Raw genomic sequence first — 20,881 nt, 5'->3', positions numbered from 1 at the left:
ACGAAGGCCCCCGGTCCACCTGGACCGGGGGCCTTCGCGTGGGTGCGGTGGCGCTACCTCGGCGCGCCGATCGGCGACGGCAGGATCAGCACGTCGGCCAGGTTCACGAACATGATCCGGTGACCGAACTGGACCTGCACGTAGCGGTTCTTCCCGCGTACCACGGTCCGGTCGCCGGGTGCCGTGCCGTCGAACGAGACGGCCCGGTAGTACTCGCCCGGCAGCACGCCACCGACCGCGTACCGCTGGCCGGCGGCGAGCGTGTACTGGAGCGGGGAGATGGTCTGGTAGGGGATGGTGTCCGGGTAGGCGGCCTGCTCCGGGTAGGCGCGGCCGTACACCGGGATGGTGGCCTTCCCGGGCCGCGGCGTCACCACGAAGCCGGTCGCCCACTTCGCGGTGGGCGCCGACGCCGGGTTGCGGAACCACGCCTTCTGCCCGAGATACCAGATCGCCGTCCAGTCGCCCTGCCGGCCGGCCACCGCGTACGTCTGCCCGGCCGAGGCGCGGGCGCCGTGGTCCGAGATGTACATCGTGTCCGGCGTGCCGTCCGGGCGCAGCCCGAGGTCGTTGACCAGCGGGGCGTCCGCGCTCGGCGCGGTCCGCAGGATCACGGCCGAGGAGCCGCGCGAGGGGCAGGTCTCGGCCGGCGGGGTGGGCGTCGGGACGCCCGGCGGCTGCTGGTTGCAGCCGACGAACGCCGGCCGGTTGGTGGCGAAGTCCGGGTCGATGGTGACCAACCCGGTGCGCGACGTGCCGGTGGTCCGGAACGGCGCCTTCATCAGGTCGAAGTAGTGCGACCAGTCCCAGTAGGGCCCCGGGTCCCAGTGCATGCCCTTGACCGTGCCGGCGGTGGTGCCGGGCACGTTGTCGTGACCGATGATGTGCTGCCGGTCCATCGGGATGCCGAACTTCTGCGCCAGGTACCGGACCAGCTTCGCCGAGCTGCGGTACATCGCTTCGGTGTACCAGGTGCCCTGGCCGGCGAAGCCCTCGTGCTCCAGGCCGATGGACTTGGCGTTGACGTACCAGTTGCCGGCGTGCCAGCCGACGTCCTTGGCCTTGATGTGCTGGGCCACGTAGCCGTCCACCGAGCGCAGCGTGTAGTGCCAGCCCAGGTAGTCGGCCCGCTTCACCAGGTCGACGCTGGGGTCGAAGTAGCCCTCGGTGTCGTGGATGACGATGTATTCGATCTTCTGCTGCTTCGGCCGGTCGCCCAGGTCGTGGTTGCCGTAGTCACCCGGGTCGGCACTGAGCTGCTCGTAGGGCGCGGGGATCCACTCGCAGGCCAGCCGCACCGGGCACTCCAGCCCGTCCGGCCGCGCGGCGTGCCGCAGCCCGAGCCGGGTCAGGGCGGCGCGGTCCGGGCGCGCGGCGGTGGCGGCCAGCGTGACCCGCTGCCCGTCGTCGGTGGTGCGGCTCGCGCCCTGGCCGAGCTGGTCGTAGACCTCGTCGGCGAAGGCCGCCGCCGCGTCGGCGGTGTCCGCGCCGGAGTAGCGGGCCACCGCGCCGTACCAGGCCGCCGGGTCGCTGCCGGCGCCGACCGGCCCACCCAGTGCCTTCTGGTACGAGGCGAGCAGCGCCGCGCCACCCCGGATGTTCGCGGCGGGATCGGTGCGCAGCTTCTGCGCGTCGAGGCCGGTGAGCGTCGCGGCGGTGGCGAGCGTCTGCAGCGAGGCGGTCGGCAGCGGCGTCTCCCGGGCCGGCGCGGCGGCGGTGGCCGGGTCGAGGGTGAGCGGGCGCGAGTCGTCGCCGCGCGGGTCCTCGTCCTCGTCGACGTGCGCGCTGCCGGGCAGGGCGAGCACGTGGGTGGCGTCGGTCAGGTGCATCGGGCCGTAGCCGCCGCTGGTGCTGGGCTGGCCCGGGTGGGCGTCCCAGCGGGACTCCAGGTAGGAGACGCCGAGCAGCACGTTCTGCGGCACGCCGTACTCGGCCGCCGCGGCGGCGTACTGCTGCTGCCGGTCTCCGGCGGACGGCGCGGTCGGTGGCGCGGCGGTCACCGGGCCGGTGGTCGCCAGCGCGGCGGCTGTCGCCACGGCGGCGGCGAGCAGTATCCGTCCGCCCGAGGGCGGGGGTGAGAGGTGCATCGAACCTCCTGGACAGGGATGGGGGTCACTGCGTCCCCAACCCTCACTCCGTTGGCCCGGGAGGGTCAATACCTTTCCGGTGGGTAATCTGACGTGAAAGAAAGCTTCACTCGCGTTCGTCCGGCAGATTCGGTACGGAGTGTCACGGTCGTTCGGGTTGCGGATCGATAACAGAGGTACCTACTCTGGTCAATCGTCGGCCGCCAGTTTCATCGTCCAACCCGGGCGGTGACGGTCCGACACCGCCGAGTCGCCCACGGGCGAACCGGGGACCCAGGTACCTGGGGTGAATCCGCAGCCACTGCGGTAGGGCGGCTCCCTTCCCGCCCGAACCCGTCAGCTAACCCGGTAGGCGGTCAGACGAAGGAGTACGGACGCCCGGTGGCACACCATGCCCCGCGGCCGACGTCGAGCCGGTCTGTCGACCGGTCCGCAGTCGTGCCGCGTTCCCGCTGGTCCCGTTTCACCACCACAATCGCCGCCCTGGTCGGCGCCGCGGTCGTCCTGACCGGTGGCGCGACGGCGGCCCACGCCGAACCGTCGGTCGCCGAGATCGAGGCGCAGATCGACCGCGACTGGAACAAGCTCGAACCCGTCATCGAGCAGGTCAACGCCGTACGCGAGCAGCTCGCGGTGCGGCGTCGGCAGGCCGATGCGCTCGGCAGGCAGATCGCCCCGCTCCAGGCCCGGGTGGACGCCGCGCTCGGGCAGGTCGGCGGCCTCGCCGCCGACGCGTACAAGGGTGACAACCTCTCGACCGTGAACGCCCTGCTGGGCAGTCGCTCGCCGAGCGAACTGGTCAGCGGCCTGGAGATGCTCGACCGCTTCGCGCACCACCAGCAGGAGCAGGTGCGCGACATCGCCGAGCTGCGCGACGAGCTGGCCGCGAAGAAGAAGCCGCTGGACGCGATGGTCGCCGACCTGAGCCGCACCCAGGCGCAGCTCGCGGCGAAGAAGAAGCAGATCGATGCCGAGATCGCCAAGCTGCAGAAGCTGCGGCTCAAGGTGTACGGCAACGGTGGCGGTGGTCCGCTCCGGCCGGCCCCCTGCCCCGCCGGATATCCCGGTGGCGCGGCCGGGGTGGCGGTCAAGTTCGCCTGCGCCCAGATCGGCAAGATCTACGTCTGGGGCGCCGCCGGCCCGGACCACTTCGACTGCTCCGGCCTGACCATGGCCGCCTGGGCCAAGGCCGGTGTGTCACTGCCGCACAACGCCCGTCAGCAGCACAACGTCACCCAGCGAGTCAGTCGCGCCGAGCTGCGCGCCGGTGACCTGGTCTTCTACTACGGCGACCTGCACCACGTGGGCATGTACGTCGGCGACGGCTGGGTGGTGCACGCCTCCCAGTCTGGCAAGCCCATCACGATGAAGCGCGTCGACGACGGCGACATCAACAGCTACGGCCGCCCCGGCTGAGATGTAAGGAGGGGCCCCCTGTTAACGCATTCCGCATAACAGGGGGCCCCTCTTAACAGGCGGCGGGCGGCGTCAGCGCGTCGGCCAGGTGCGCCAGTTCTGCCACGAGCGGCTCGGCGTGGGGCCGCGCTGGCCCTGGTAGCGCGAACCGTAGACGGCCGACCCGTACGGGTGCTCGGCCGGCGAGGAGAGCCGGAAGATGCACAGCTGACCGATCTTCATGCCCGGCCAGAGCGTGATCGGCAGGTTCGCCACGTTGGACAGCTCCAGCGTGACGTGGCCGGAGAAGCCCGGATCGATGAAGCCGGCGGTGGAGTGGGTCAGCAGGCCGAGTCGCCCCAGCGACGACTTGCCCTCCAGCCGGCCGGCCAACTCCTCGCCCAGCGAGATCACTTCCAGCGTGGACGCGAGCACGAACTCGCCCGGGTGCAGCACGAACGGCTGCCCCTCCGGCACCTCCACCATCGATGTCAGGTCGTCCTGCTGCATCGACGGGTCGATGTGGGTGTAGAGATGGTTGTTGAAGACCCGGAACAGCCGGTCCAGGCGTACGTCGATGCTGGACGGCTGCACCAGCGTGGGCTCGAAGGGCTCCAGCGCGAGCGTGCCCGCCTTGATCTCGGAGACCAGGTCGCGGTCGGAGAGCAGCATCGGAACACCATAGCGACCGGTGCGGGTGACCTGCGTGTCGGACTGCGCTCTCGTACACGTGTTCGATAGAATGTCGACATGGCTTCCTGGTCCGAATTCGCCGCCGACGAGCCCCGCCTCGCCGACGAGATCCGCCTTCTGATCCAGCAGTACGGGCCGGGCTTCGGCTACCTCGCCACGGTCCGCGCAGACGGCGGCCCCCGGGTGCACCCGGTGTCCCCGCTGATCACCGACGACGGGCTCTGGTGCTTCGTCATCGACTCGCCGAAACGGCGTGACCTCGAACGCGACGGCCGCTACGCGCTGCACTCGTTCCCGCCGGAGGAGAGCGACGACGAGGCCTACGTGGCGGGGCGCGCCCGCCCGGTGTCCGACCCGGCCACGGTGGCCCGGCTGGCCCGGCTCGGCCGGGCGACGCCGCAGGGCGACTGGCGGCTGTTCGAGTTCACGGTCGACGTGGCCATGCTGACCCGGCGCGATCCGGTGGTCCGGTCCGGCGCCGGAGGGCCGCAGGTGCGGCTCTGGCTCGACCCGCGTGGATCCGGGCCGGCTTCCCGGCACGAGCCGCTCGACCCACTGAGGGCCGCGCCGGCTCGCCGTGACGACCCGCTCGTCCCGGCGGAGGATCGGCGCGGCCGACACGGGTTCGATACCCGTCGGCCGGCCGCCTGACCCGGCGACGACCGGGTCGTCGCGGTGGCTCGGCCAGGCCCGCGAACGACCGGCGCCGGCCCTGTCCGCAAGGACAGAGCCGGCGCCGGTTTCGTGGTGCGGCAGGTCAGGCCGCGCGGTAGGCGTTCCACGCGGTGAGCATGCGGCTCGCCTGGCCGGCGGTGAACTGGTACATGCAGGAGTCGTAGGTGTAGTCCATGAAGTTGGTGATCGGGTCCTTGCCGGCGGTGGAGCAGGTGTCACGGCCGGTCGGGCACTCGTACGCCGGGGAGGCCTCGGCCGGGGTGTCCGAGACGCTGTCGCCCGAGCCGGAGCAGCCGCCCTGGAAGGTGTGGTAGAGGTTCAGCCAGTGGCCGATCTCGTGGGTGCCGGTGTCGCCCTGGTTGTAGTTGGTCGCCGTGCCGCCGGGCAGCGACTCGTTGAGCACGACCACGCCGTCCATCTTGTCCAGCGTCCGCTTCGGGAACGTCGCCCAGCCGAGCAGGCCGTCGCTCAGCTCACCCAGGTACATGTTGAGCGTGTTCTTGCCGCCCGTGCGCAGCGAGGTCTTCATCGACCGCTCCGCCGAGGAGCCCTGCACGATCGGGTACCACGACGCGTTGGTCACCCGGTTGATCTTCGTGAGCTGGAACGAGAACGCGGTCGCCGCGCCGCCGGTCGAGCCCGCGTACGCCTGGTTGAGCACGCTGATCTGCTGGTTGATCAGCGAGTCCGGGATGTTGCCGCCGGCCCGGGTGCTGTTCTCCTGGATGACGTGCACGACGACCGGGATGGTGACGGTCGCCAGCGGGGCGACGGCGCCGGTCCGGAAGTTGGCCCGCTCGCGTTGCGCGGTGGCGAGGTCGGCCTCGCGCTCGCGTACCTGCTTGGCGGTCAGGTGGTTCGGGTCGAGCTTGGCGTGGCCGCCCTTGGCGACGCGGGCGTCGGCGTGGGCGTCGGCCGGCTCGGCGCAGACGCCGGCCGGGGCGGCCGAGAAGGCCGAAGCAGCGGGGACGACGCCGACGGCCGCGGTGCTGAGCAGCAGCGCGAGGGTCGACGTCGCGACACCGGCAGTACGCCGGGTCAGCAGGTTGGGACGGAGTCCCATGGGCCCACCTCTTTCTGACGACGTGACCGGGGGTGTGTCACGCCGGGTCGGAAACGTGGAGCAGACGTTACATCTCATCGACGGATTTGAGAACGACCATATGTTGCCGGCGTGCAACATTGCTTGATCAACCGGCCGGACCGTGCCGGCGGTGGTACCTGGGTGCACGGGCGCGGTGACCTCAGGTACAGTGGTGCCGCCTGCGGGTGTAGTTCAATGGCAGAACATCAGCTTCCCAAGCTGACAGTGCGGGTTCGATTCCCGTCACCCGCTCCAACGCGAAGGCCCTGCCCAGGACGTGAGTCCTGCTCGGGGCCTTCGAGGTTCCGCTCGACCGTTGAGGTCGCCCCTAGAGTTCCGGTATGGGCTTCTTCGCTGTGCATCGCAACGGCCGCCCGGCGACCGTCGACGACCTGGCGCCGCTCGCCTTCGCCGGGAACGCCCACTTCACCGCCATGCAGGTGCGCGACGGCCGGGCACGCGGCCTCGACCTGCACCTGGCCCGCCTGCGGGAAGCCTCCCGGGAGTTGTTCGGCGTCGCGCTGCCCGACGACCGGGTGCGCGCCGCGATGCGGGTGGCGGTCGAGGCCGGCCCGCCGGCCGTGACGCTGACCGCCACCATGTACCCGGGGCCCGGCGACGAACCGGATCTGCTGGTCCGGACCCGGGCCGCCGCGTCACCGCCGGCCGGGCCGCTGGCGCTGGCGGCGTACGAGTACGAGCGCTTCCTGCCGGCGGTGAAGCACGTCGGCGAGCTGGCGAAGAGTTACCTCGCCCGGCGGGCGGGGCGGGACGGCTTCGACGACGCCGCGTTCGTCGATCGAAACGGCCGGCTCACCGAGGCGTCCATCTGGAACCTGGTGTTCGCCGACGGTGACTCGATCGTCTGGCCGGAGGCGCCCATGCTGGTCGGCACCACCATGGGTGTCCTCCGGCGGCAGTTGGCGCGGCTCGGCGTGCCGCAGCGCACCCGGCCGGTCACGGTCGACGATCTGCCTGGATACGCCGGAGCCGCGGTGCTGAACTCGCGCACACCGGGGGTGCCGGTGTCCCGGATCGGTCCGGTACCCATGCCGGAGGCAGCGGGGTTCCTGGCCGCGCTGCACCGGGCCTACGAGGCGGAGCCGCCGGTGGAGATCTGAGCGGTCAGGTCGAGTACGTGCCGCACACCGGGCTCGCCGCTCAGCTCCACCTCGCCGGCGGGCACGAAGCCGGTACGCCGTAGCACCGCCAGCGACGCCGGGTTCGCCAGCGCCGCCGAGGCGACCAGCCGGCGCAGCCCGTACTCGTCGCGGGCCAGGTCGCAGACGCGCCGGACGCCGTGCCGGGCCAGGCCGCGTCCGGTGGCGCGCTCGGCCACCCGGTAGCCCAGCTCGGCGCCGCCGTCGGCCACGTCGACCAGGTTGAACCGCCCGAGCACGGCGCCGTCGCCGTCCACCAGCAGGTGGAAGTGGCAGGTGCCGCGCTCCTGCTCGTCGAGCAGGGCCGCGTGCCGGGCCGCGAAGCCGGCGAAGTACGCGTCGCCCCGGTCCGGCACGAACCGGGCGAAGTAGGCCCGGTTCTCCCGCTCGAACCGCAGCAGCGCGGGCGCGTGGTGGGCGGCGAGGCGTTCGAGGTGCGACACCGCGTCAGGCTAGTGAGTCGTAGGTGCGTAGTTCCACCGTGTTCCCGTCCGGGTCGCTGACGTAGATCGAGGTGCCGGTGCCCCGGGCGCCGAAGCGCGGTACCGGGCCGGTCAGCACGGTGAACCGCCCGGATTCGACCACGGACGGCCAGTCGACGGGCGCCACCACCAGGCAGAAGTGGTCCACGTTGGATCCGTCCGGCTCGCCCTTCACCAGGTCGATGACGGTGCCGGCGTCGACGCGGACCGACGGGAACGGCGCCTCGCCGACGCGCCAGCGGTCGACCCGCACCGGGGCGAGGCCGAGCGTTCCGCAGTAGAAGTCGAGGGAGCGCTCGACGTCGCCCACCGTCAGCACCAAGTGGTCGAAACCGGTCACACGCAGCGTCATCAGGTCCTCCTGACCAGGTCGGGAACACCGTCAACCCTGGTCGGCGGCGGCGGCCGGACCAAGCCGCGATCGCTCTACCATCGTTGACCGGGAGTCAACGACGGGAGCGCCGGGTGCTGGAGCGGTACGAGATCGAGGCGTTCCTGACCCTGGCCGAGGAGCTGCACTTCGGGCGCACCGCCGAGCGGCTGCGGGTGACCACCGGGCGGATCAGCCACGTGGTGCGCAGGCTGGAACGGCGGATCGGCGCGCCACTGTTCGAGCGGACCAGCCGGGTGGTCCGGCTCACCCCGATCGGCGAGCGCCTGGCCGAGGAGATGCGCCCGCTGGTGGCCGGCATCGAGGACGCGGTCCGGCGGGCCGTGGACGCCGGGCGCGGCCTCACCGGCGAGCTGCGGGTGGCGTACGTCGGGGAGTCGACCGCGCCGGTGCTGCTGCGGGCCGTGGCCCGGTTCGCCGAGCGGCATCCCGACTGCGAGGTGCACGTCCACGAGGCCCCGCTGGCCACCACCCGGTCGAGCCTGGTGGACGGCACGATCGACGTGCTGATCGCGTCGTACCCGTTCGACGGGATGGCGAACGGCCCGGCGCTGCTGCACGAACGCCGGCTGCTCGCGGTGGCCGCGGGTCACCCGCTGGCCGGCGCGCAGTCGGTGTCGTCGGAGGTGCTCGGCGACCATCCGGTGATCCAGTACCCGGCGGTCACGTCGGCCGCGTTCAAGCAGGACCGCACGCCGGACCGGACGCCGGCGGGCCGTCCGGTGCCGAAGGGCCCGGCCGGCGGCAGCTTCTCCGAGATGCTCGCGTTGGTCGCGCTCGGGCGTGGGGTGCTGCCGGTGGGCGAGCAGACCCGGCACTACCACGCGCGGCCGGACCTGGCCTACGTGCCGATCCACGACGCGCCGCCGATCCGTCGCGGTCCGGTCTGGCTGGCCAGCAACACCACCACCCGGGTACGCGAGTTCGTCCGCGCGGCGGTCGACGCCAACCCGCTCCCGGCGGACTGACACGGTCGAGCCGCACCTGGGCCGGATGCCGGCGAAGCTCAGCCGGGTGTGACGGTCACCGGACGTGGCTCGCGGCGAGGCGCGAGCGCGATGGCCAGCACCGTCGTCGCGCCGGCCAGCCCGAGCAGGAAGGCCAGCGAGAGCGCCGGCTGACCGAGCCACTCCCAGAGCGGGTGCCAGCTCGGGTGCGGCTCGGCGAGGTGGTGGCCGGCGAGCGACGCGGTGGCGGGCAGCGCGGGCATCCACCAGAAGAACAGGGTGAGCCCGAGCAGCAGGGGCACCCCTCGCCGTCCCTGGGTGCGCCGGCTGGCCCAGCCGAAGACCAGCCATGCCAGGACGCCGCCGGCGAGCCCGGCCAGGGTGGCGACGGGGAGGACGGCCGGCGGGGTGGCCCGCTGGGCCTCCACCGACAGGTAGGACCCGAAACTACGGGGGTCGTCGAAGGTGGCCCGCAGCACGGTGTCGCCCCGGCGGGCCACCAGCACGGTCTGCACCGGCTGGTCCGCGGTGTCGCAGCCGGTGCCGTCGCAGGTGCGCAGGACTTCCGAGGTCGGCTCGTACACCCGCCAGCCGTCGGCGCGCAGCCGGCGCACCGCCGTTTCCAGGGTCCGTTCCGGCGTCGCCGGCATCGGGCCGGCCGCCGACCCGGCGGCCGCGCCTTCCTGGTATTCACCACCGTCGCCGAGGAGGAGCCCGTGCCACTGCGCGAGCCGCGGCGGGTGGTTGTAGTAGACGAAGAGCGCGGGAGCGGTCTGCACGTCGGCGGCCAGCCGGTGGCCCGGGAACGCCGTCGCGAAGGTCGTCGTGAACTCGGCCCGGTCGGGCTGTGGACGCGAGGTCTCCCAGGCTGCCCGGGCGGCTACCGAGGCGGTGAACAGGCCGCAGATCAGCGCGGTGAGGACGGCCCACACGCCGACCGTGCGACTGGCCGGCCGGCCCAGACGGCAGCGCAGGCCGCCCCGGATCAGGTCGATCGCCTCACGCGGGGTGGGCCGGGCCCGCCCGGCCGGTGCGGTGTCCAGCAGCAGGCCGAGGATCTCCTCGCCGCGTTCCCGGCGGTACGCGCGGGGGTAGGCGAGCAGCAGCCGTCGGTAGCGGCGGATGAGCGACATGGTCTCCCCTGCGGTCGAGAGGCGTGGGCGGGTCGCGGGTCAGGTGGTCCGGGGGCGCAGGGCGCGCAGCCTGGCCTCGGCGGCCGTGGTGAGCTGCCGGAGGCGGGTCGTCTCGGTGCGCAGGGCATCGACACCGGGCGGGGTGAGCCGGTAGTAGCGGCGTAGCCGGCCGTCGACCACCTCCTGCCGGTCGGGCTCGACGAGACCTTGCGCGGTGAGCCGGTCGAGTGCCGTGTAGAGGGTGCCGGGCAGCAGCCGGACGCGTTCGTCGGAGAGGGTGGCGACCTCCTGGATGATCCCGTAGCCGTGGCGGGTGCCGCCGGCGAGCACGGTGAGGATCAGGAACGTCGGCTCCCGCATCTGAGTCACCTCACTAACATATATAAGTGATCAATATGTTGTCCATGTCTTGACCCGGACCCTGCGGCAAGGCCCAGCGTGGTCCCTGCCGGCCACCGGGGCCGGCGCGAGGAGGAGAGCGACATGCGGCTGCTGACCATCGGGGCGTTCGCCCGGGCGGCCCGCCTGACCGCCAAGGCGCTGCGGGTGTACGACGACTGCGGGCTGCTGCCGCCGGCCGCCGTGGACCCGCACTCCGGCTACCGCTACTACGCGCCGGAGCAGCTCGACCGGGCGCGGCTGATCGCCGCGCTGCGCCGGGCCGGTATGCCGCTGGCGGAGATCCGGGCCGTGTGCGGGCTGCCGCCGGACGCCGCCGCCGAGGCGCTCGACGCCTGGTGGCGGCGGGTCAGCGCGGACACCCTGGCCCGCGGCCGGACCGTCGCGCTCCTCGTCGACCAGCTCACCGAGAGGGGCACCACCATGTCCGGGAACACGAACTTCCGGTACGCGGCGCGTTGCGAGACCGGCGCCGTCCGGGACTCCAACGAGGACACCGCGTACGCGAGCGACACGCTGCTCGCGGTCGCCGACGGCGTACGCGGTCCGGGTGGCGCCGCCGCCGGCGCCGCCGCGGTGGACGCGCTGCGGTCGCTGGAGCGGGCCGACGCGCCGGCCGCCGACCTGCTCGCCGCGCTGGCCGACGCGGTCTCCCGCGCCGACCGTGCGGTACGCGCCCAGGGCACCGGCGACGACCGACCGGCGAGCACGCTCACCGCGATCGTGCGGCAGGGCACCCGGCTCGCCGTGGTGCACGTCGGCGACACCCGGGCCTACCTGCTGCGCGGCGGCGAGTTGTCCCGGCTCACCCAGGACCACACGTACGTGCAGACGCTCGTCGACCAGGGGCGGCTCACGTTGGCCGAGGCCGGTGCGCACCCGGATCGGGCGCTGCTGGCCCGGGCGCTGGGCGCGGGCGGCGAGGTGGAGGCGGACCTGGCGTTGCGCACGGCGTTGCCCGGCGACCGCTACCTGCTCTGCTCGGACGGCCTCTCCGCGGTGGTCGAGCCGGGCGCGCTGCACACCGCGTTGGCGGAGGCGGACGACCCGGAGACGGCCGTCGGGCGGCTGGTCGACCTGGCGTACGCGGCCGGCGCGCCGGACAACGTCGCCTGCGTGGTGGCCGACGTGCCGGCGTGATCGCCGACCCGGGCCGGCATGTCCGGCCCGGGTCGTACCCTGGCGATCATGCGAATTGGCATCGTGATCCTGCCGGACCAGCGCTGGTCGGAGGCGCGTCGGCGGTGGGCGCAGGCGGACGAGTGGGGTTTCGACCACGCGTGGACCTACGACCACCTGGGCTGGCGTGACCTGGTCGACGGGCCCTGGTTCGACTCGTGGACGACGTTGACCGCGGCGGCGACGGTCACCTCCCGGATCCGCCTCGGCACGCTCGTCGCCTCGCCGAACTTCCGCCACCCGGCGGCGTTCGCCCGCCAGGTCACCGCGCTCGACGACGTCTCCGACGGCCGGGTGCTGCTCGGGCTCGGCGCGGGCGGCATCGGCTTCGACTCGGCGGTGCTCGGCGGGGAGACGCTGCCGCCCCGGCAGCGGGTCGACCGGTTCGCCGAGTTCACCGAGCTGCTCGACCTGATCCTGCGCGAGGACGGCACGACGTGGCGCGGGGAGTGGTTCGCCGCGGTGGACGCCCGCAACAATCCCGGCTGCGTCCAGCGGCCCCGGGTGCCGTTCGTGATGGCCGCGAACGGGCCCCGCTCGATGCGCCTGGTCGCCCGGTTCGGGCAGGGCTGGGTCACCACCGGCCTCGACGGCGACGACCTGGAGTCCTGGTGGGGCACCGTGGCGGAGCTGTCCGACCGGATGAACCGGACGCTGGAGGAGGCGGGCCGCGATCCGGCCACGCTCGACCGCTACCTCTCGCTGGACTCGGCCCCGGTCTTCTCGCTGACCAGCGCCGACCTGTTCGCGGAGCAGGTGGCCCGGGCGGCCCGGCTGGGCTTCACCGACGTGGTGACGCACTGGCCCCGGGCCAGCAGTTGGTACGCCGGCGACGAGTCGGTGCTCGCCGAGGCGGCCGCGCTGCTGCCCGAGTTGCGCCAGGTGTAAGGAGGGGCCCCCGCTTAACGCATTCTGCATAGGCGGGGCCCCTGCTTAACACCTCAGGTGCCGACGCTGCCCTCGGCGGAGATGAGCCGGAAGCGCAGGCAGACGATCTGGCTGTCGTCGGTGACCGGCGTGCCCTGCCGGGCCCAGTAGGCGCCGTGGCCGGCCCGCCACTCCTCGATCGACCGGTCCCCCTCGCCCTCGGCGCGGGCGAACTCCCACGGCACGTCGGCGAAGCGGACCACCTCGACGCCGGTGATCTCGACGACGCCGACCAGCGCGTCGTGGTCGTCGACCAGGGCCAGCCGTTCGCCGACGTGCTCCAGTTCCTCGTTCTCCTCGGCGTACTCGCCGATCAGGCCGGCGGTGGCGGTCTTCACGCCGGCGAGCACGAGGTTGTTCAGGTCGGCGCGCAGCCCGCCGGGGGTGCCGAGGGCGAGCGCGCGCAGTCCACCGATGCGAGGCCACATGGGCACCGAGGCTACTCAGATCAGGCGGCCCGCGTGGGCGGGGGCGGCCAGTACCCGCTGGTCACCTGTCGTCGCGTAGGCCTCCAGCACCGCGTCGGCGAGCTTCACCACGTGTTCGTCGCCGTGCCGGGCCGCCCGGGCGAACACCTCGGCCGGGTCGGTGGACCCGCCGACCGGCGCCGCGGCGGCCGGCGTGGGTGCCGCGTACACCGAGGTCACCGCCGCCGTCGCGGACCAGGCCGCGGCGACGCTCGGCGCCCGCAGCGCCGGGTCCAGGGCCGGCAGGGTACGCAGCACCGCGGTCGGCGCGGTGACCGCGTGCACCAGCATGACCGGCTCGCCGTGGCCGAACCGCAGGTAGTCCAGCGCGGCCCGGTGGACCATCTCGCCGAGCGTGCGGGCGGCCTCCTCCGGGTCGGCCGGCGCGCGCAGCGCGGTCACCGCCCCGGACCATCCGGGTACGCCGGTCAGCCGACCCAGCCGCTCCCGGATCCCGCCGGTCCGCTCACTGATCCGGGGCACCCCGGCCAGCGCGGACGCGACGTCGGAGCGGCCGGTGAGCGGGCCGGCGCCGGGCACCGGCTGCCAGCGGGCCGCCCAGTAGCCGAGCGCCTGACCCAGCTCGGTGCGACGCTCCGGGGTCTCCCCGTCGACACGTAGCACCCGCACCGCGTGCCCGACCCGGATCACGCCGTGCGTGGCGCCGGCCGCGATGCCGGGCAGCAGCCGGGGCCACCACTCGCCGAGCACGTCCCGCCACGGCCGCTCCCGCAGCTCGCGATCGAAGTGGCGGAGCCAGTCGCCGGCCCGTTTCGGGTCACCGAGCGCGGCGCGCCAGTCGTCGATCGGCCGCAGCCCCCGGGGCAGCTCGTCCAGCCGGCGCAGGTAGCCGTCGAGCCAGCGGTGCACGCCGGCGCCCTGCCCGTGCCGGACCAGCGCCTCGGCGGCCATCGGCCCGTGGTTGGAGAGCCAGCCCTCGAACTCCGGGCCGGTGCGGTGCAGTCGTTGATACGCCTCGTCCAGGATGTCGTCCATCCGCCGATCGTCCGGGTTGAAGCTTGCTTGAGGTCAAGCGTCGGGGAGTTGGTCGCCGATGAGCAGGGCGCGCAGCCGCAGCCGTCCGGACACGGCGGGCGGGCAGGTGGACACCAGCGCGACGGCGCCGACCGGCTCGGCGGCGGCGTCCCGGACCAGCCGGTGCAGCGCGTCGAGCTGTGCGCCGGTGTCGACCCAGTCGTCCACCAGCAGCACCCGGTCGGCCGGGCCGAGGCGTCGGCCGTCCACGCCGATGCGCAGCCGCTGCCCACGGTGGTCGGGCGGGGTCTCCGCCCACCGCGTCGGCCCGACCCGCCGCCGTTCACCGCCCGCCTTGTACGCGGGCAGGAAACCGGCACCGGCGGCCGTCGCGACCAGCGGGCCGAGCAGCAGGCCGGTCACCTCGGGGGCGATCACCACGGTGGGCCGGGCGTCGGGGTGGAGACCGGCGAGCGCGGGCCCGATCTCGGCGAGCACGCCGGGGTCGCGCCACCAGCCGGAGAGGTCGCTGACCAGGTGGCTGCTGCCCGGCCCGGGATCGGTCCAGCGGAACAACTCGACCAGGCGACGGCTCAGCACGCGTTCCATCCTGCACGCCTTCCACCGTTCGGCCCAGCGGGGATGGCTTGATCGGCTACACGTACCAGGGTAAATGCGGGCATACCACCATGATCACGTTGACTTCGGAAGTACTTCTCTCGTTACGGTCCGGGCCGGTTTGTTGAGTTGACGAGAGGACCGACCCGGTGGCTGCTAGGCACCTTCGTACCCGTTCGTTGTTCTCCTCGCCCGCCGGCATCGCCGCCACCGCGGCGGTCGGCGTGGCGCTCGCCGTCGGTGGCACCGTCGGCGCGGTGCAGCTCACCTCCGCCGAGCCCCCGGCCGGGCCGGCCGCCGTCGAGGCGCTGCCCAGCACGCTCGCCCCCACCTCGGTCGCGCCGTCGCCGAGCGCGTCCGCCTCGCCGACGCTCAGCCCGTCGCCGAAGGCGACCCCGAGCGCGAAGCCCACCCGCACCCAGCCGGCGTCGCGCGGCAAGGCCCGGACCGCGGCGCCGAAGCCGACCGCCACGAAGAAGAAGACCACCGCCCCGAAGGTGGTGGACAGCGGCTCCTGCGGCGCGTCCTTCTACGACGAGGGCCAGATGACCGCGAACGGCGAGACGTTCAACCCGGACGCGCTGACCGCCGCGCACAAGACACTGCCGTTCAACACGAAGGTCCGGGTCACCAATCCGGCCAACGGCAAGTCCGTGGTGGTCCGGATCAACGACCGTGGCCCGTACATCGACGGCCGGTGCATCGACCTGTCCCGCGCCGCGTTCGCGGCCATCGCCTCGACCGGCCTCGGTGAGGTGGACGTCCGCTACGAGGTGCTCGGCTGACCGGCCCGTCAGGCAGAACTTCCGCGACGGACGGGCCAGGTTCATTCTCCGTCTCACATCCATCAGGCATGCTGTCCGATGTACGCACTCGACCCTTCCAGCCGGGCCACGGCCCGCTGAGCCCCGGATCCCGCGCCGGCCTCGGCGCGGCCCTCGCGCTGCTCGCGATCGTCTCGGCCGTGGAGGCCGGCGACGGTCGACCGGCGCACTACCTCGCGCTGATGGCCGCCGCGCCGGTCGTGGCCGCCGCGTTGGCCGACTGGCGGGTGGTGCTCGCGGTGGGGGCGCTGGCCACCTCGGCCGGCATCGCCTTCGCGATGTGCGAGCGGGGCGCCTCGCTGGTGACCGCGGTCAACGTGGCCGCGGTCGCGCTGGTCACCGTGATCGCCGCCGCCACGGCGGCGGTGCGGCAGCGTCAGGCGGAACGGATCGTGGAGCTGTCCCGGCTCGCCTCGGTGGCCCAACAGGCGGTGTTGCGTCCACTCGGCCCGCAGGTCGGCACGCTGGCGGTGGCCGCGCGCTACATCTCCTCCACCGCGACCGCCGAGATCGGCGGTGACCTGTACGAGGTGATGGACACCCCGTACGGCGTCCGCATGATCATCGGTGACGTGCGTGGCAAGGGCCTGGACGCGGTCCGGCTCGCCAGCATCGTGCTCGGTTCCTACCGCCACGTGGCCTACGAGCGGGCCGACCTGCGCGCGGTGGTGACCGACCTGGACCGGGCGGTGGCCCGCAACGTCGGCGACGAGGACTTCGTCACCGCCGCGCTGGTCGAGGAGCGCGGCGGCACGCTCACCATCGTCAACTGCGGGCATCCGCCGCCGCTGCTGCTGCGCCGCGGTCAGGTGATCCCGCTGGAGCCGCCGGCACCCGCGCCGCCGCTCGGCTTCATGCCTGTGGTCCGGCCCCGGGTGGAGCGGCTCGAGCCGGGCGATCGGCTGCTGCTGTTCACCGACGGGCTGGGCGAGGCCCGGCGGGACGGGGAGTTCTTCCCGACCGCCGACCGGGCCTGGCGCCTGCTCGGTCACGGCACCGTCGGCGACGGGCTCGCCTCGCTGGAGACCGCGCTCGTCGAGTGGGTGCACGGCCGCCTCGACGACGACATCGCCCTGGTCCTGATGGAGTACGCCGGCCCTCGGAGCGCCGCGGCGGCACCGGTGCCGAGCTGGGAGGTCGGCGCCGCCGACGGGTGAACCGGAAGTGTGTAATCGCTGTCACTTCCGAGATCGGCTTGTCGTTGCCTACCGGCGAGTAATACAGTTTGGAGTTACTGATCGGTAACACCTGTCCGGAAGCGGGGCCAGCGAGCATGACCCACTACAAGAGCAACCTTCGGGACCTCGAGTTCAACCTGTTCGAGGTATTCGGGGCGGACCGGACGTTCGGCCAGGAGCCGTACACGGATCTGGACGTCGACACCGCCCGCAGCTTCCTCTCCGAGGTCGACCGCCTGTCCCGCGAGGACCTGGCCGCCAGCTACACGGACAGTGACCGCAACCCGCCGGTCTTCGACCCGGCGACGCACACCGCGCCCCTGCCGGAGTCGTTCAAGAAGTCGTACCAGGCGTTCATGGACTCCGAGTTCTGGCGCCTCGACCTGCCCGAGGCGCTCGGCGGCACGAACGCCCCGCGCGCCCTCTGGTGGTCCCTGGCCGAGCTGGTGCTCGGCGCCAACGCCCCGGTCTGGATGTACGCCTCCGGCCCGTCCTTCGCCCACGTGCTGCACGTCGAGGGCAACGAGGAGCAGAAGAAGTGGGCCCGGCTGTTCATCGAGAAGCAGTGGGGCTCGACCATGGTGCTGACCGAGCCGGACGCCGGCTCGGACGTGGGCGCCGGCCGCACCCGGGCGGTCCAGCAGCCGGACGGCACCTGGCACATCGAGGGCGTCAAGCGCTTCATCACCTCCGGTGAGCACGACCTGAGCGACAACATCGTCCACTACGTGCTGGCCCGCCCGGTCGGCGTGAAGGGAGTCGGCGGCCCCGGCACCAAGGGCCTGTCCCTCTTCGTCGTGCCGAAGTTCCACTTCGACGCGGAGACCGGCGAGCTGGGCGAGCGCAACGGCGTCTACGCCACCAACGTCGAGCACAAGATGGGCCTGAAGGTCTCCAACACCTGCGAGGTGACCTTCGGCGAGCACGGCGTACCGGCCAAGGGCTGGCTGCTGGGCGACAAGCACGACGGCATCCGCCAGATGTTCATGATCATCGAGTACGCCCGGATGATGGTCGGCACCAAGGCCATCGCCACGCTCTCCACCGGTTACCTGAACGCGCTGGAGTACGCCAAGAACCGGGTGCAGGGCGCCGACCTGGTCCAGCAGGCCGACAAGACCGCCCCCCGGGTCACCATCACCCACCACCCGGACGTGCGTCGCTCGCTGCTGATGCAGAAGTCGTACGCCGAGGGCCTGCGCGCGCTGGTCTGCTACACCGCGAGCTGGCAGGACAAGGTCGCGATCGCCGAGGCGGCCGGCGACGAGAAGGCCACCAGGCTGGCCAAGCGGGTCAACGACCTGCTTCTGCCGCTGGTCAAGGGCGTCGGCTCGGAGCGGGCGTACGAGCTGCTCGGCCACGAGTCGCTCCAGACGTACGGCGGCTCCGGCTTCCTGCAGGACTACCCGCTGGAGCAGTACGTCCGGGACGCCAAGATCGACACCCTCTACGAGGGCACCACGGCCATCCAGAGCCTCGACCTGATCTTCCGGAAGATCGTGCGGGACAACGGCAAGGCCCTGATGGCGGTCGCCGGCGAGATCCAGGAACACATCACCTCCGAGGCCGGCAACGGCCAGCTCAAGGTGGAGCGCCAGGCGCTCGGCAAGGCGCTCGCCGAGATCCAGAGCATCCTCGGTGTGATGACCGGCTGGCTGGGCGAGGCCCAGGCCGGCGACGCCCGCGCGCTCTACAAGGTCGGCCTGAGCAGCCGCCGCTTCCTGCTCGCTATCGGCGACCTGGTGGTCGGCTGGCTGCTGCAGAAGCAGGCGGACGTGGCGCTCAAGGCGCTGGCCGGCGAGGTCTCCGCCACCGACAAGGCGTTCTACACCGGCAAGGTGGCCGCGGCCCGGTTCTTCGCCCGTGAGGTGCTGCCTCGCATCGGCGCGGACCGGCGGATCATCGAGGGCGCCGACCTGGAGATCATGGACCTCCCGGAGGAGGCGTTCTGACCCCTTCCGGGGTGATCCTCCCCTGAAGCATCATTCTCCCCCTCACGACGACGGCCGGCGGACGACATCCCGCCGGTCGTCGTCGTTGGTGGCCGGCAGGTGGATAGGCGGGGCGGTGGGCGGGTAACCGTCGCGGACCACGACCGGAGCACGCCCAAGGGCCATCGCACGGGGGAGTGCAGCGCACATGGGCATTGGCAGCGCCATCTTTCTCATCGCGCTCGGCGCGATCATGACCTTCGCCATCCGGGCCAACGTCTGGTGGATCGACCTGCGCGCGGTCGGCTGGGTCTTCATCCTGGCCGGGCTGGGCGTCCTGCTGACCACGCTGTGGTTCTGGCAGGACCGCCGCAAGCGGGCCCGCACCCTCATCGTGGAGGAGAACCGGCTCTCGCACCCGACCGCGATGATGCCGCCGCCACCTGACCCGCCCCCGCCCACGGCCCCACCGTCCTGACACCACCCCACGCCCAGCTGCCGTGCCCGCGCGGCGGCTGCGGTGCGCACGCGGCGGCTGCGGTGCGCACGCGGCGGGTGTTAAGAAGGGGCCCCGCCTCTACCGGAGGCGTTAACAGGGGGCCCCTCCTTGCACCTCAGCCGCGGGCGGTGTGGCGGGTGGTGAGGGGGGCGTGGGTGAGGGTGGGCCAGGCGGCCACGGGACGGTGCACCACGATGTCCGTGGTGCGCAGGCCGTCGGGATCCGCCTGGTCCGGGGCGAGCAGCGCCGAGAGCAGCGAGATGCCCGGGTTGTGGGCGATCAGCAGCACCGTGCCGGCCGCCGGGTCGACGGCCCGGATCAGCTCCAGCAGCTCGTCCGGGTGCGCCTCGTACGCGGTCGGCTCGTAGCGCACGGCCGGTTTCGAGCCGGCCGGACCACCCTCCGCCGGGGAGCCGGTCATGCCCATCGCCACCCCGTGCCAGGTCTGCCGGGTACGCCGGGCCGGCGAGCAGAGCACCACGTCGGGCAGCAGCTCGTGCCGGGCCAGCCAGGCGCCCGCCGCGGCGGCGTCGGCGTGACCACGGGCGGTCAGCGGCCGTTCCGCGTCGGATCCCTCCCGGGACTGCTCGGCCTTGGCGTGTCGCAGCAGCACCAACGTCCGCTGCCCGTTCCTGCCGTCCGTCATGCGCCCAGCTTGCCTGATTGACGATCAGAGCGCCTGGGTATGTCGATGCGTGCCGCTACCTCATCCATGGCCGCGGCGGGCAGGAAACGCCAGCAGGACGCCAAGGAGGCGACGTCATGGGCATCGGTGCCAGCATCTTCCTCATCGCGGTCGGCGCGATCTTCGCGTTCGCCGTCGACGCCAACCTGGGATGGCTGAACCTCAACGTGGTGGGCTGGGTGCTCATGCTCGCCGGGCTCGCCGGCCTGCTCACCACGCTCTACTTCTGGAACAGCCGCCGCCGCGTGGTCGCCGCGCCGGTGCGCGAGCAGGTCGTCGCGGAGCCGGTGGTGCCGGTGCAGGGCGATCGGGTCGTGCGCGAGGAGTACCGCGAGGTGCGCCGCCCGGGCTCGGGCTACCCGGCCTGACCCACCCCCGGACCCGAGGGCCCCGCAACGGCGCGGGGCCCTCGCGCACGTCCGGGGTCGGATCGTCGCCGAGGCCGGTCAGGCGAACAACGCGAAGTAGATCGCGATGTGGTGGCAGATCGCCGCGACCAGCGTGCACGCGTGGAAGAACTCGTGGTGGCCGAAGACGGTCGGCCACGGGTTCGGCCGGCGGAGCGCGTAGAACACCGCGCCCACGCTGTAGATCGCGCCGCCCACGCTCAACAGCACCAGCGCCGTGACGCCACCCTCATGCAGGATCTGCGGCAGCATCGCCACCGCCACCCAGCCGAGCGCCAGGTAGAGCGGCGCGGAGACCCAGCGCGGCGCGTGCGGCCAGATCATCTTGACCGCGACGCCGGCCAGCGCGCCGCCCCAGACCAGGCCGAGCATGATCGTGGCGTGCCGGGTGTCCAACAGCAGCGCGCAGAACGGCGTATAGGTGCCGGCGATGAACACGAAGATCATCGAATGGTCCATCCGGCGCATGATCTGGTAGCCGCGCTCGGACCAGACCCGTCGGTGGTAGAGCGCGCTGGTGCCGAAGAGCCCGCACACGGTGAAGCTGTAGATGAGACAGCTCACCAGCGGCGCCCAACCCGGGCGGGTGGCGGCGATCGAGCACAGCACGATGCCGCAGACGAGCGCGGCGAAGAACGCGTACGCGTGGAGCCAGCCGCGCATGCGCGGCTTTCCGATGTCGACCGGCCGGAGCCGGAGCGGTGCGGAGGTGGTCACCTCATCAGGTTACGACACCGTAGGTTAC

At 72.6% G+C, this 20,881-nt stretch carries 23 protein-coding genes, 1 tRNA gene and 1 riboswitch; of the genes, 12 read left to right on the top strand and 12 right to left on the bottom strand.

Annotated elements, in window-relative coordinates; translation table 11 throughout:
• Positions 1 to 53 precede the first annotated feature (53 nt).
• Positions 54 to 2,087 carry an N-acetylmuramoyl-L-alanine amidase gene (locus O7598_RS29450; protein WP_269694439.1) on the bottom strand — a complete coding sequence of 678 codons (2,034 nt, stop codon included), beginning with the start codon at positions 2,085 to 2,087 and terminating at the stop codon, positions 54 to 56.
• A 233-nt stretch (positions 2,088 to 2,320) separates the two neighbouring features.
• Positions 2,321 to 2,458: riboswitch (cyclic di-AMP (ydaO/yuaA leader) on the top strand.
• Positions 2,459 to 2,525: 67 nt separating this feature from the next.
• On the opposite strand from O7598_RS29450, the gene O7598_RS29445 reads away from it, so the two are divergent.
• Positions 2,526 to 3,503, top strand: a complete 978-nt coding sequence (locus O7598_RS29445; RefSeq protein ID WP_269694438.1) for a C40 family peptidase — start codon at positions 2,526 to 2,528, stop codon at positions 3,501 to 3,503.
• Positions 3,504 to 3,575: 72 nt separating this feature from the next.
• Here the strand turns inward: O7598_RS29445 and dcd are convergent, their stop codons facing one another.
• Positions 3,576 to 4,154, bottom strand: coding sequence for a dCTP deaminase (gene dcd / locus O7598_RS29440; RefSeq protein WP_269694437.1), 579 nt, complete (start codon positions 4,152 to 4,154; stop codon positions 3,576 to 3,578).
• Positions 4,155 to 4,232: 78 nt separating this feature from the next.
• On the opposite strand from dcd, the gene O7598_RS29435 reads away from it, so the two are divergent.
• Positions 4,233 to 4,826, top strand: a complete 594-nt coding sequence (locus O7598_RS29435) for a pyridoxamine 5'-phosphate oxidase family protein (RefSeq protein WP_269694436.1) — start codon at positions 4,233 to 4,235, stop codon at positions 4,824 to 4,826.
• A 106-nt stretch (positions 4,827 to 4,932) separates the two neighbouring features.
• Here O7598_RS29435 and O7598_RS29430 read toward each other — a convergent pair whose 3' ends face one another.
• The gene (locus O7598_RS29430; RefSeq protein WP_269694435.1) at positions 4,933 to 5,913 is read right to left on the bottom strand and encodes a zinc metalloprotease; all 981 of its coding nucleotides are present in this window, start codon (positions 5,911 to 5,913) and stop codon (positions 4,933 to 4,935) included.
• Positions 5,914 to 6,115: 202 nt separating this feature from the next.
• Between O7598_RS29430 and O7598_RS29425 the strand changes: the two genes are divergently transcribed.
• Both O7598_RS29425 and O7598_RS29420 read left to right on the top strand, forming a co-directional pair.
• Positions 6,116 to 6,189 (top strand) — tRNA-Gly (locus O7598_RS29425).
• Between the two features lie 86 nt (positions 6,190 to 6,275).
• Entirely contained in the window at positions 6,276 to 7,055 is a 780-nt protein-coding gene (locus tag O7598_RS29420; protein WP_269694434.1) for an aminotransferase class IV family protein, read from the top strand.
• Here the strand turns inward: O7598_RS29420 and O7598_RS29415 are convergent.
• Both O7598_RS29415 and O7598_RS29410 read right to left on the bottom strand, forming a co-directional pair.
• Positions 7,025 to 7,537: a GNAT family N-acetyltransferase gene (locus O7598_RS29415; protein WP_269694433.1), complete on the bottom strand. Its 513-nt coding sequence runs from the start codon at positions 7,535 to 7,537 to the stop codon at positions 7,025 to 7,027. The two genes, O7598_RS29420 and O7598_RS29415, sit on opposite strands and share 31 nt — an antisense overlap.
• Positions 7,538 to 7,541: 4 nt before the next feature.
• Positions 7,542 to 7,928 carry a VOC family protein gene (locus tag O7598_RS29410; RefSeq protein WP_269694432.1) on the bottom strand — a complete coding sequence of 129 codons (387 nt, stop codon included), beginning with the start codon at positions 7,926 to 7,928 and terminating at the stop codon, positions 7,542 to 7,544.
• A gap of 113 nt (positions 7,929 to 8,041) precedes the next feature.
• On the opposite strand from O7598_RS29410, the gene O7598_RS29405 reads away from it, so the two are divergent.
• Entirely contained in the window at positions 8,042 to 8,935 is an 894-nt protein-coding gene (locus tag O7598_RS29405) for a LysR family transcriptional regulator (RefSeq protein ID WP_269694431.1), read from the top strand.
• Between the two features lie 38 nt (positions 8,936 to 8,973).
• On the opposite strand, the gene O7598_RS29400 is transcribed toward O7598_RS29405, so the two are convergent.
• A complete protein-coding gene (locus O7598_RS29400) occupies positions 8,974 to 10,047 on the bottom strand; it encodes a hypothetical protein (RefSeq protein WP_269694430.1) in 1,074 nt (357 codons plus the stop codon).
• Positions 10,048 to 10,086: 39 nt separating this feature from the next.
• The gene (locus O7598_RS29395) at positions 10,087 to 10,407 is read right to left on the bottom strand and encodes a PadR family transcriptional regulator (protein ID WP_269694429.1); all 321 of its coding nucleotides are present in this window, start codon (positions 10,405 to 10,407) and stop codon (positions 10,087 to 10,089) included.
• Positions 10,408 to 10,530: 123 nt separating this feature from the next.
• Here O7598_RS29395 and O7598_RS29390 point away from each other — a divergent pair, with 123 nt between their 5' ends.
• Entirely contained in the window at positions 10,531 to 11,586 is a 1,056-nt protein-coding gene (locus tag O7598_RS29390) for a MerR family transcriptional regulator (protein ID WP_269694428.1), read from the top strand.
• 18 nt (positions 11,587 to 11,604) lie between these two features.
• A complete protein-coding gene (locus O7598_RS29385) occupies positions 11,605 to 12,513 on the top strand; it encodes an LLM class flavin-dependent oxidoreductase (protein ID WP_269694427.1) in 909 nt (302 codons plus the stop codon).
• Between the two features lie 53 nt (positions 12,514 to 12,566).
• On the opposite strand, the gene O7598_RS29380 is transcribed toward O7598_RS29385, so the two are convergent.
• Genes O7598_RS29380 through O7598_RS29370 form a run of 3 tightly spaced genes read right to left on the bottom strand, consistent with a single transcriptional unit; the run spans position 12,567 to position 14,603 of the window.
• A complete protein-coding gene (locus O7598_RS29380) occupies positions 12,567 to 12,980 on the bottom strand; it encodes an ASCH domain-containing protein (RefSeq protein ID WP_269694426.1) in 414 nt (137 codons plus the stop codon).
• A gap of 15 nt (positions 12,981 to 12,995) precedes the next feature.
• Complete coding sequence (locus tag O7598_RS29375; RefSeq protein WP_269694425.1) at positions 12,996 to 14,015, bottom strand: questin oxidase family protein; 1,020 nt, start codon at positions 14,013 to 14,015, stop codon at positions 12,996 to 12,998.
• 33 nt (positions 14,016 to 14,048) lie between these two features.
• The gene (locus tag O7598_RS29370; protein ID WP_269694424.1) at positions 14,049 to 14,603 is read right to left on the bottom strand and encodes a phosphoribosyltransferase; all 555 of its coding nucleotides are present in this window, start codon (positions 14,601 to 14,603) and stop codon (positions 14,049 to 14,051) included.
• A 158-nt stretch (positions 14,604 to 14,761) separates the two neighbouring features.
• Here O7598_RS29370 and O7598_RS29365 point away from each other — a divergent pair, with 158 nt between their 5' ends.
• The 4 genes from O7598_RS29365 to O7598_RS29350 all read left to right on the top strand — a co-directional run bounded on the left by O7598_RS29365 (position 14,762) and on the right by O7598_RS29350 (position 19,023).
• On the top strand, positions 14,762 to 15,397 hold the full coding sequence (locus O7598_RS29365; protein WP_269694423.1) for a septal ring lytic transglycosylase RlpA family protein: 636 nt from the start codon (positions 14,762 to 14,764) through the stop codon (positions 15,395 to 15,397).
• Between the two features lie 68 nt (positions 15,398 to 15,465).
• Entirely contained in the window at positions 15,466 to 16,593 is a 1,128-nt protein-coding gene (locus O7598_RS29360) for a PP2C family protein-serine/threonine phosphatase (protein WP_269694422.1), read from the top strand.
• A 116-nt stretch (positions 16,594 to 16,709) separates the two neighbouring features.
• Entirely contained in the window at positions 16,710 to 18,566 is a 1,857-nt protein-coding gene (locus O7598_RS29355; protein WP_269694421.1) for an acyl-CoA dehydrogenase, read from the top strand.
• 187 nt (positions 18,567 to 18,753) lie between these two features.
• Positions 18,754 to 19,023 (top strand): DUF6458 family protein, encoded by a 270-nt coding sequence (locus O7598_RS29350; RefSeq protein ID WP_013283345.1) that lies wholly within the window; start codon positions 18,754 to 18,756, stop codon positions 19,021 to 19,023.
• A 136-nt stretch (positions 19,024 to 19,159) separates the two neighbouring features.
• On the opposite strand, the gene O7598_RS29345 is transcribed toward O7598_RS29350, so the two are convergent.
• Complete coding sequence (locus O7598_RS29345) at positions 19,160 to 19,690, bottom strand: SixA phosphatase family protein (protein ID WP_269694420.1); 531 nt, start codon at positions 19,688 to 19,690, stop codon at positions 19,160 to 19,162.
• A 116-nt stretch (positions 19,691 to 19,806) separates the two neighbouring features.
• On the opposite strand from O7598_RS29345, the gene O7598_RS29340 reads away from it, so the two are divergent.
• Complete coding sequence (locus tag O7598_RS29340) at positions 19,807 to 20,097, top strand: DUF6458 family protein (RefSeq protein WP_091062077.1); 291 nt, start codon at positions 19,807 to 19,809, stop codon at positions 20,095 to 20,097.
• A gap of 78 nt (positions 20,098 to 20,175) precedes the next feature.
• On the opposite strand, the gene trhA is transcribed toward O7598_RS29340, so the two are convergent.
• A complete protein-coding gene (gene trhA, locus O7598_RS29335) occupies positions 20,176 to 20,853 on the bottom strand; it encodes a PAQR family membrane homeostasis protein TrhA (protein WP_269694419.1) in 678 nt (225 codons plus the stop codon).
• Positions 20,854 to 20,881 lie beyond the last annotated feature (28 nt).

The organism is Micromonospora sp. WMMC241 (assembly GCF_027460165.1).
GTDB lineage: Bacteria > Actinomycetota > Actinomycetes > Mycobacteriales > Micromonosporaceae > Micromonospora > Micromonospora humi.
This window is presented reverse-complemented; position numbering and strand designations above follow the sequence as displayed.

What these genes read in the sequence shown, in the direction of transcription:
- O7598_RS29410 (WP_269694432.1), bottom strand. Translation starts at nt 7,928, where the DNA reads ATGACGCTGCGTGTGACCGGTTTCGACCACTTGGTGCTGACGGTGGGC.
- O7598_RS29385 (WP_269694427.1), top strand. Translation starts at nt 11,605, where the DNA reads ATGTCCGGCCCGGGTCGTACCCTGGCGATCATGCGAATTGGCATCGTG.
- O7598_RS29435 (WP_269694436.1), top strand. Translation starts at nt 4,233, where the DNA reads ATGGCTTCCTGGTCCGAATTCGCCGCCGACGAGCCCCGCCTCGCCGAC.
- O7598_RS29420 (WP_269694434.1), top strand. Translation starts at nt 6,276, where the DNA reads ATGGGCTTCTTCGCTGTGCATCGCAACGGCCGCCCGGCGACCGTCGAC.
- O7598_RS29375 (WP_269694425.1), bottom strand. Translation starts at nt 14,015, where the DNA reads ATGGACGACATCCTGGACGAGGCGTATCAACGACTGCACCGCACCGGC.
- O7598_RS29400 (WP_269694430.1), bottom strand. Translation starts at nt 10,047, where the DNA reads ATGTCGCTCATCCGCCGCTACCGACGGCTGCTGCTCGCCTACCCCCGC.
- O7598_RS29370 (WP_269694424.1), bottom strand. Translation starts at nt 14,603, where the DNA reads ATGGAACGCGTGCTGAGCCGTCGCCTGGTCGAGTTGTTCCGCTGGACC.
- O7598_RS29395 (WP_269694429.1), bottom strand. Translation starts at nt 10,407, where the DNA reads ATGCGGGAGCCGACGTTCCTGATCCTCACCGTGCTCGCCGGCGGCACC.
- O7598_RS29345 (WP_269694420.1), bottom strand. Translation starts at nt 19,690, where the DNA reads ATGACGGACGGCAGGAACGGGCAGCGGACGTTGGTGCTGCTGCGACAC.
- O7598_RS29450 (WP_269694439.1), bottom strand. Translation starts at nt 2,087, where the DNA reads ATGCACCTCTCACCCCCGCCCTCGGGCGGACGGATACTGCTCGCCGCC.
- O7598_RS29380 (WP_269694426.1), bottom strand. Translation starts at nt 12,980, where the DNA reads ATGTGGCCTCGCATCGGTGGACTGCGCGCGCTCGCCCTCGGCACCCCC.
- O7598_RS29350 (WP_013283345.1), top strand. Translation starts at nt 18,754, where the DNA reads ATGGGCATTGGCAGCGCCATCTTTCTCATCGCGCTCGGCGCGATCATG.
- O7598_RS29355 (WP_269694421.1), top strand. Translation starts at nt 16,710, where the DNA reads ATGACCCACTACAAGAGCAACCTTCGGGACCTCGAGTTCAACCTGTTC.
- O7598_RS29360 (WP_269694422.1), top strand. Translation starts at nt 15,466, where the DNA reads ATGCTGTCCGATGTACGCACTCGACCCTTCCAGCCGGGCCACGGCCCG.
- O7598_RS29390 (WP_269694428.1), top strand. Translation starts at nt 10,531, where the DNA reads ATGCGGCTGCTGACCATCGGGGCGTTCGCCCGGGCGGCCCGCCTGACC.
- dcd (WP_269694437.1), bottom strand. Translation starts at nt 4,154, where the DNA reads ATGCTGCTCTCCGACCGCGACCTGGTCTCCGAGATCAAGGCGGGCACG.
- O7598_RS29430 (WP_269694435.1), bottom strand. Translation starts at nt 5,913, where the DNA reads ATGGGACTCCGTCCCAACCTGCTGACCCGGCGTACTGCCGGTGTCGCG.
- O7598_RS29340 (WP_091062077.1), top strand. Translation starts at nt 19,807, where the DNA reads ATGGGCATCGGTGCCAGCATCTTCCTCATCGCGGTCGGCGCGATCTTC.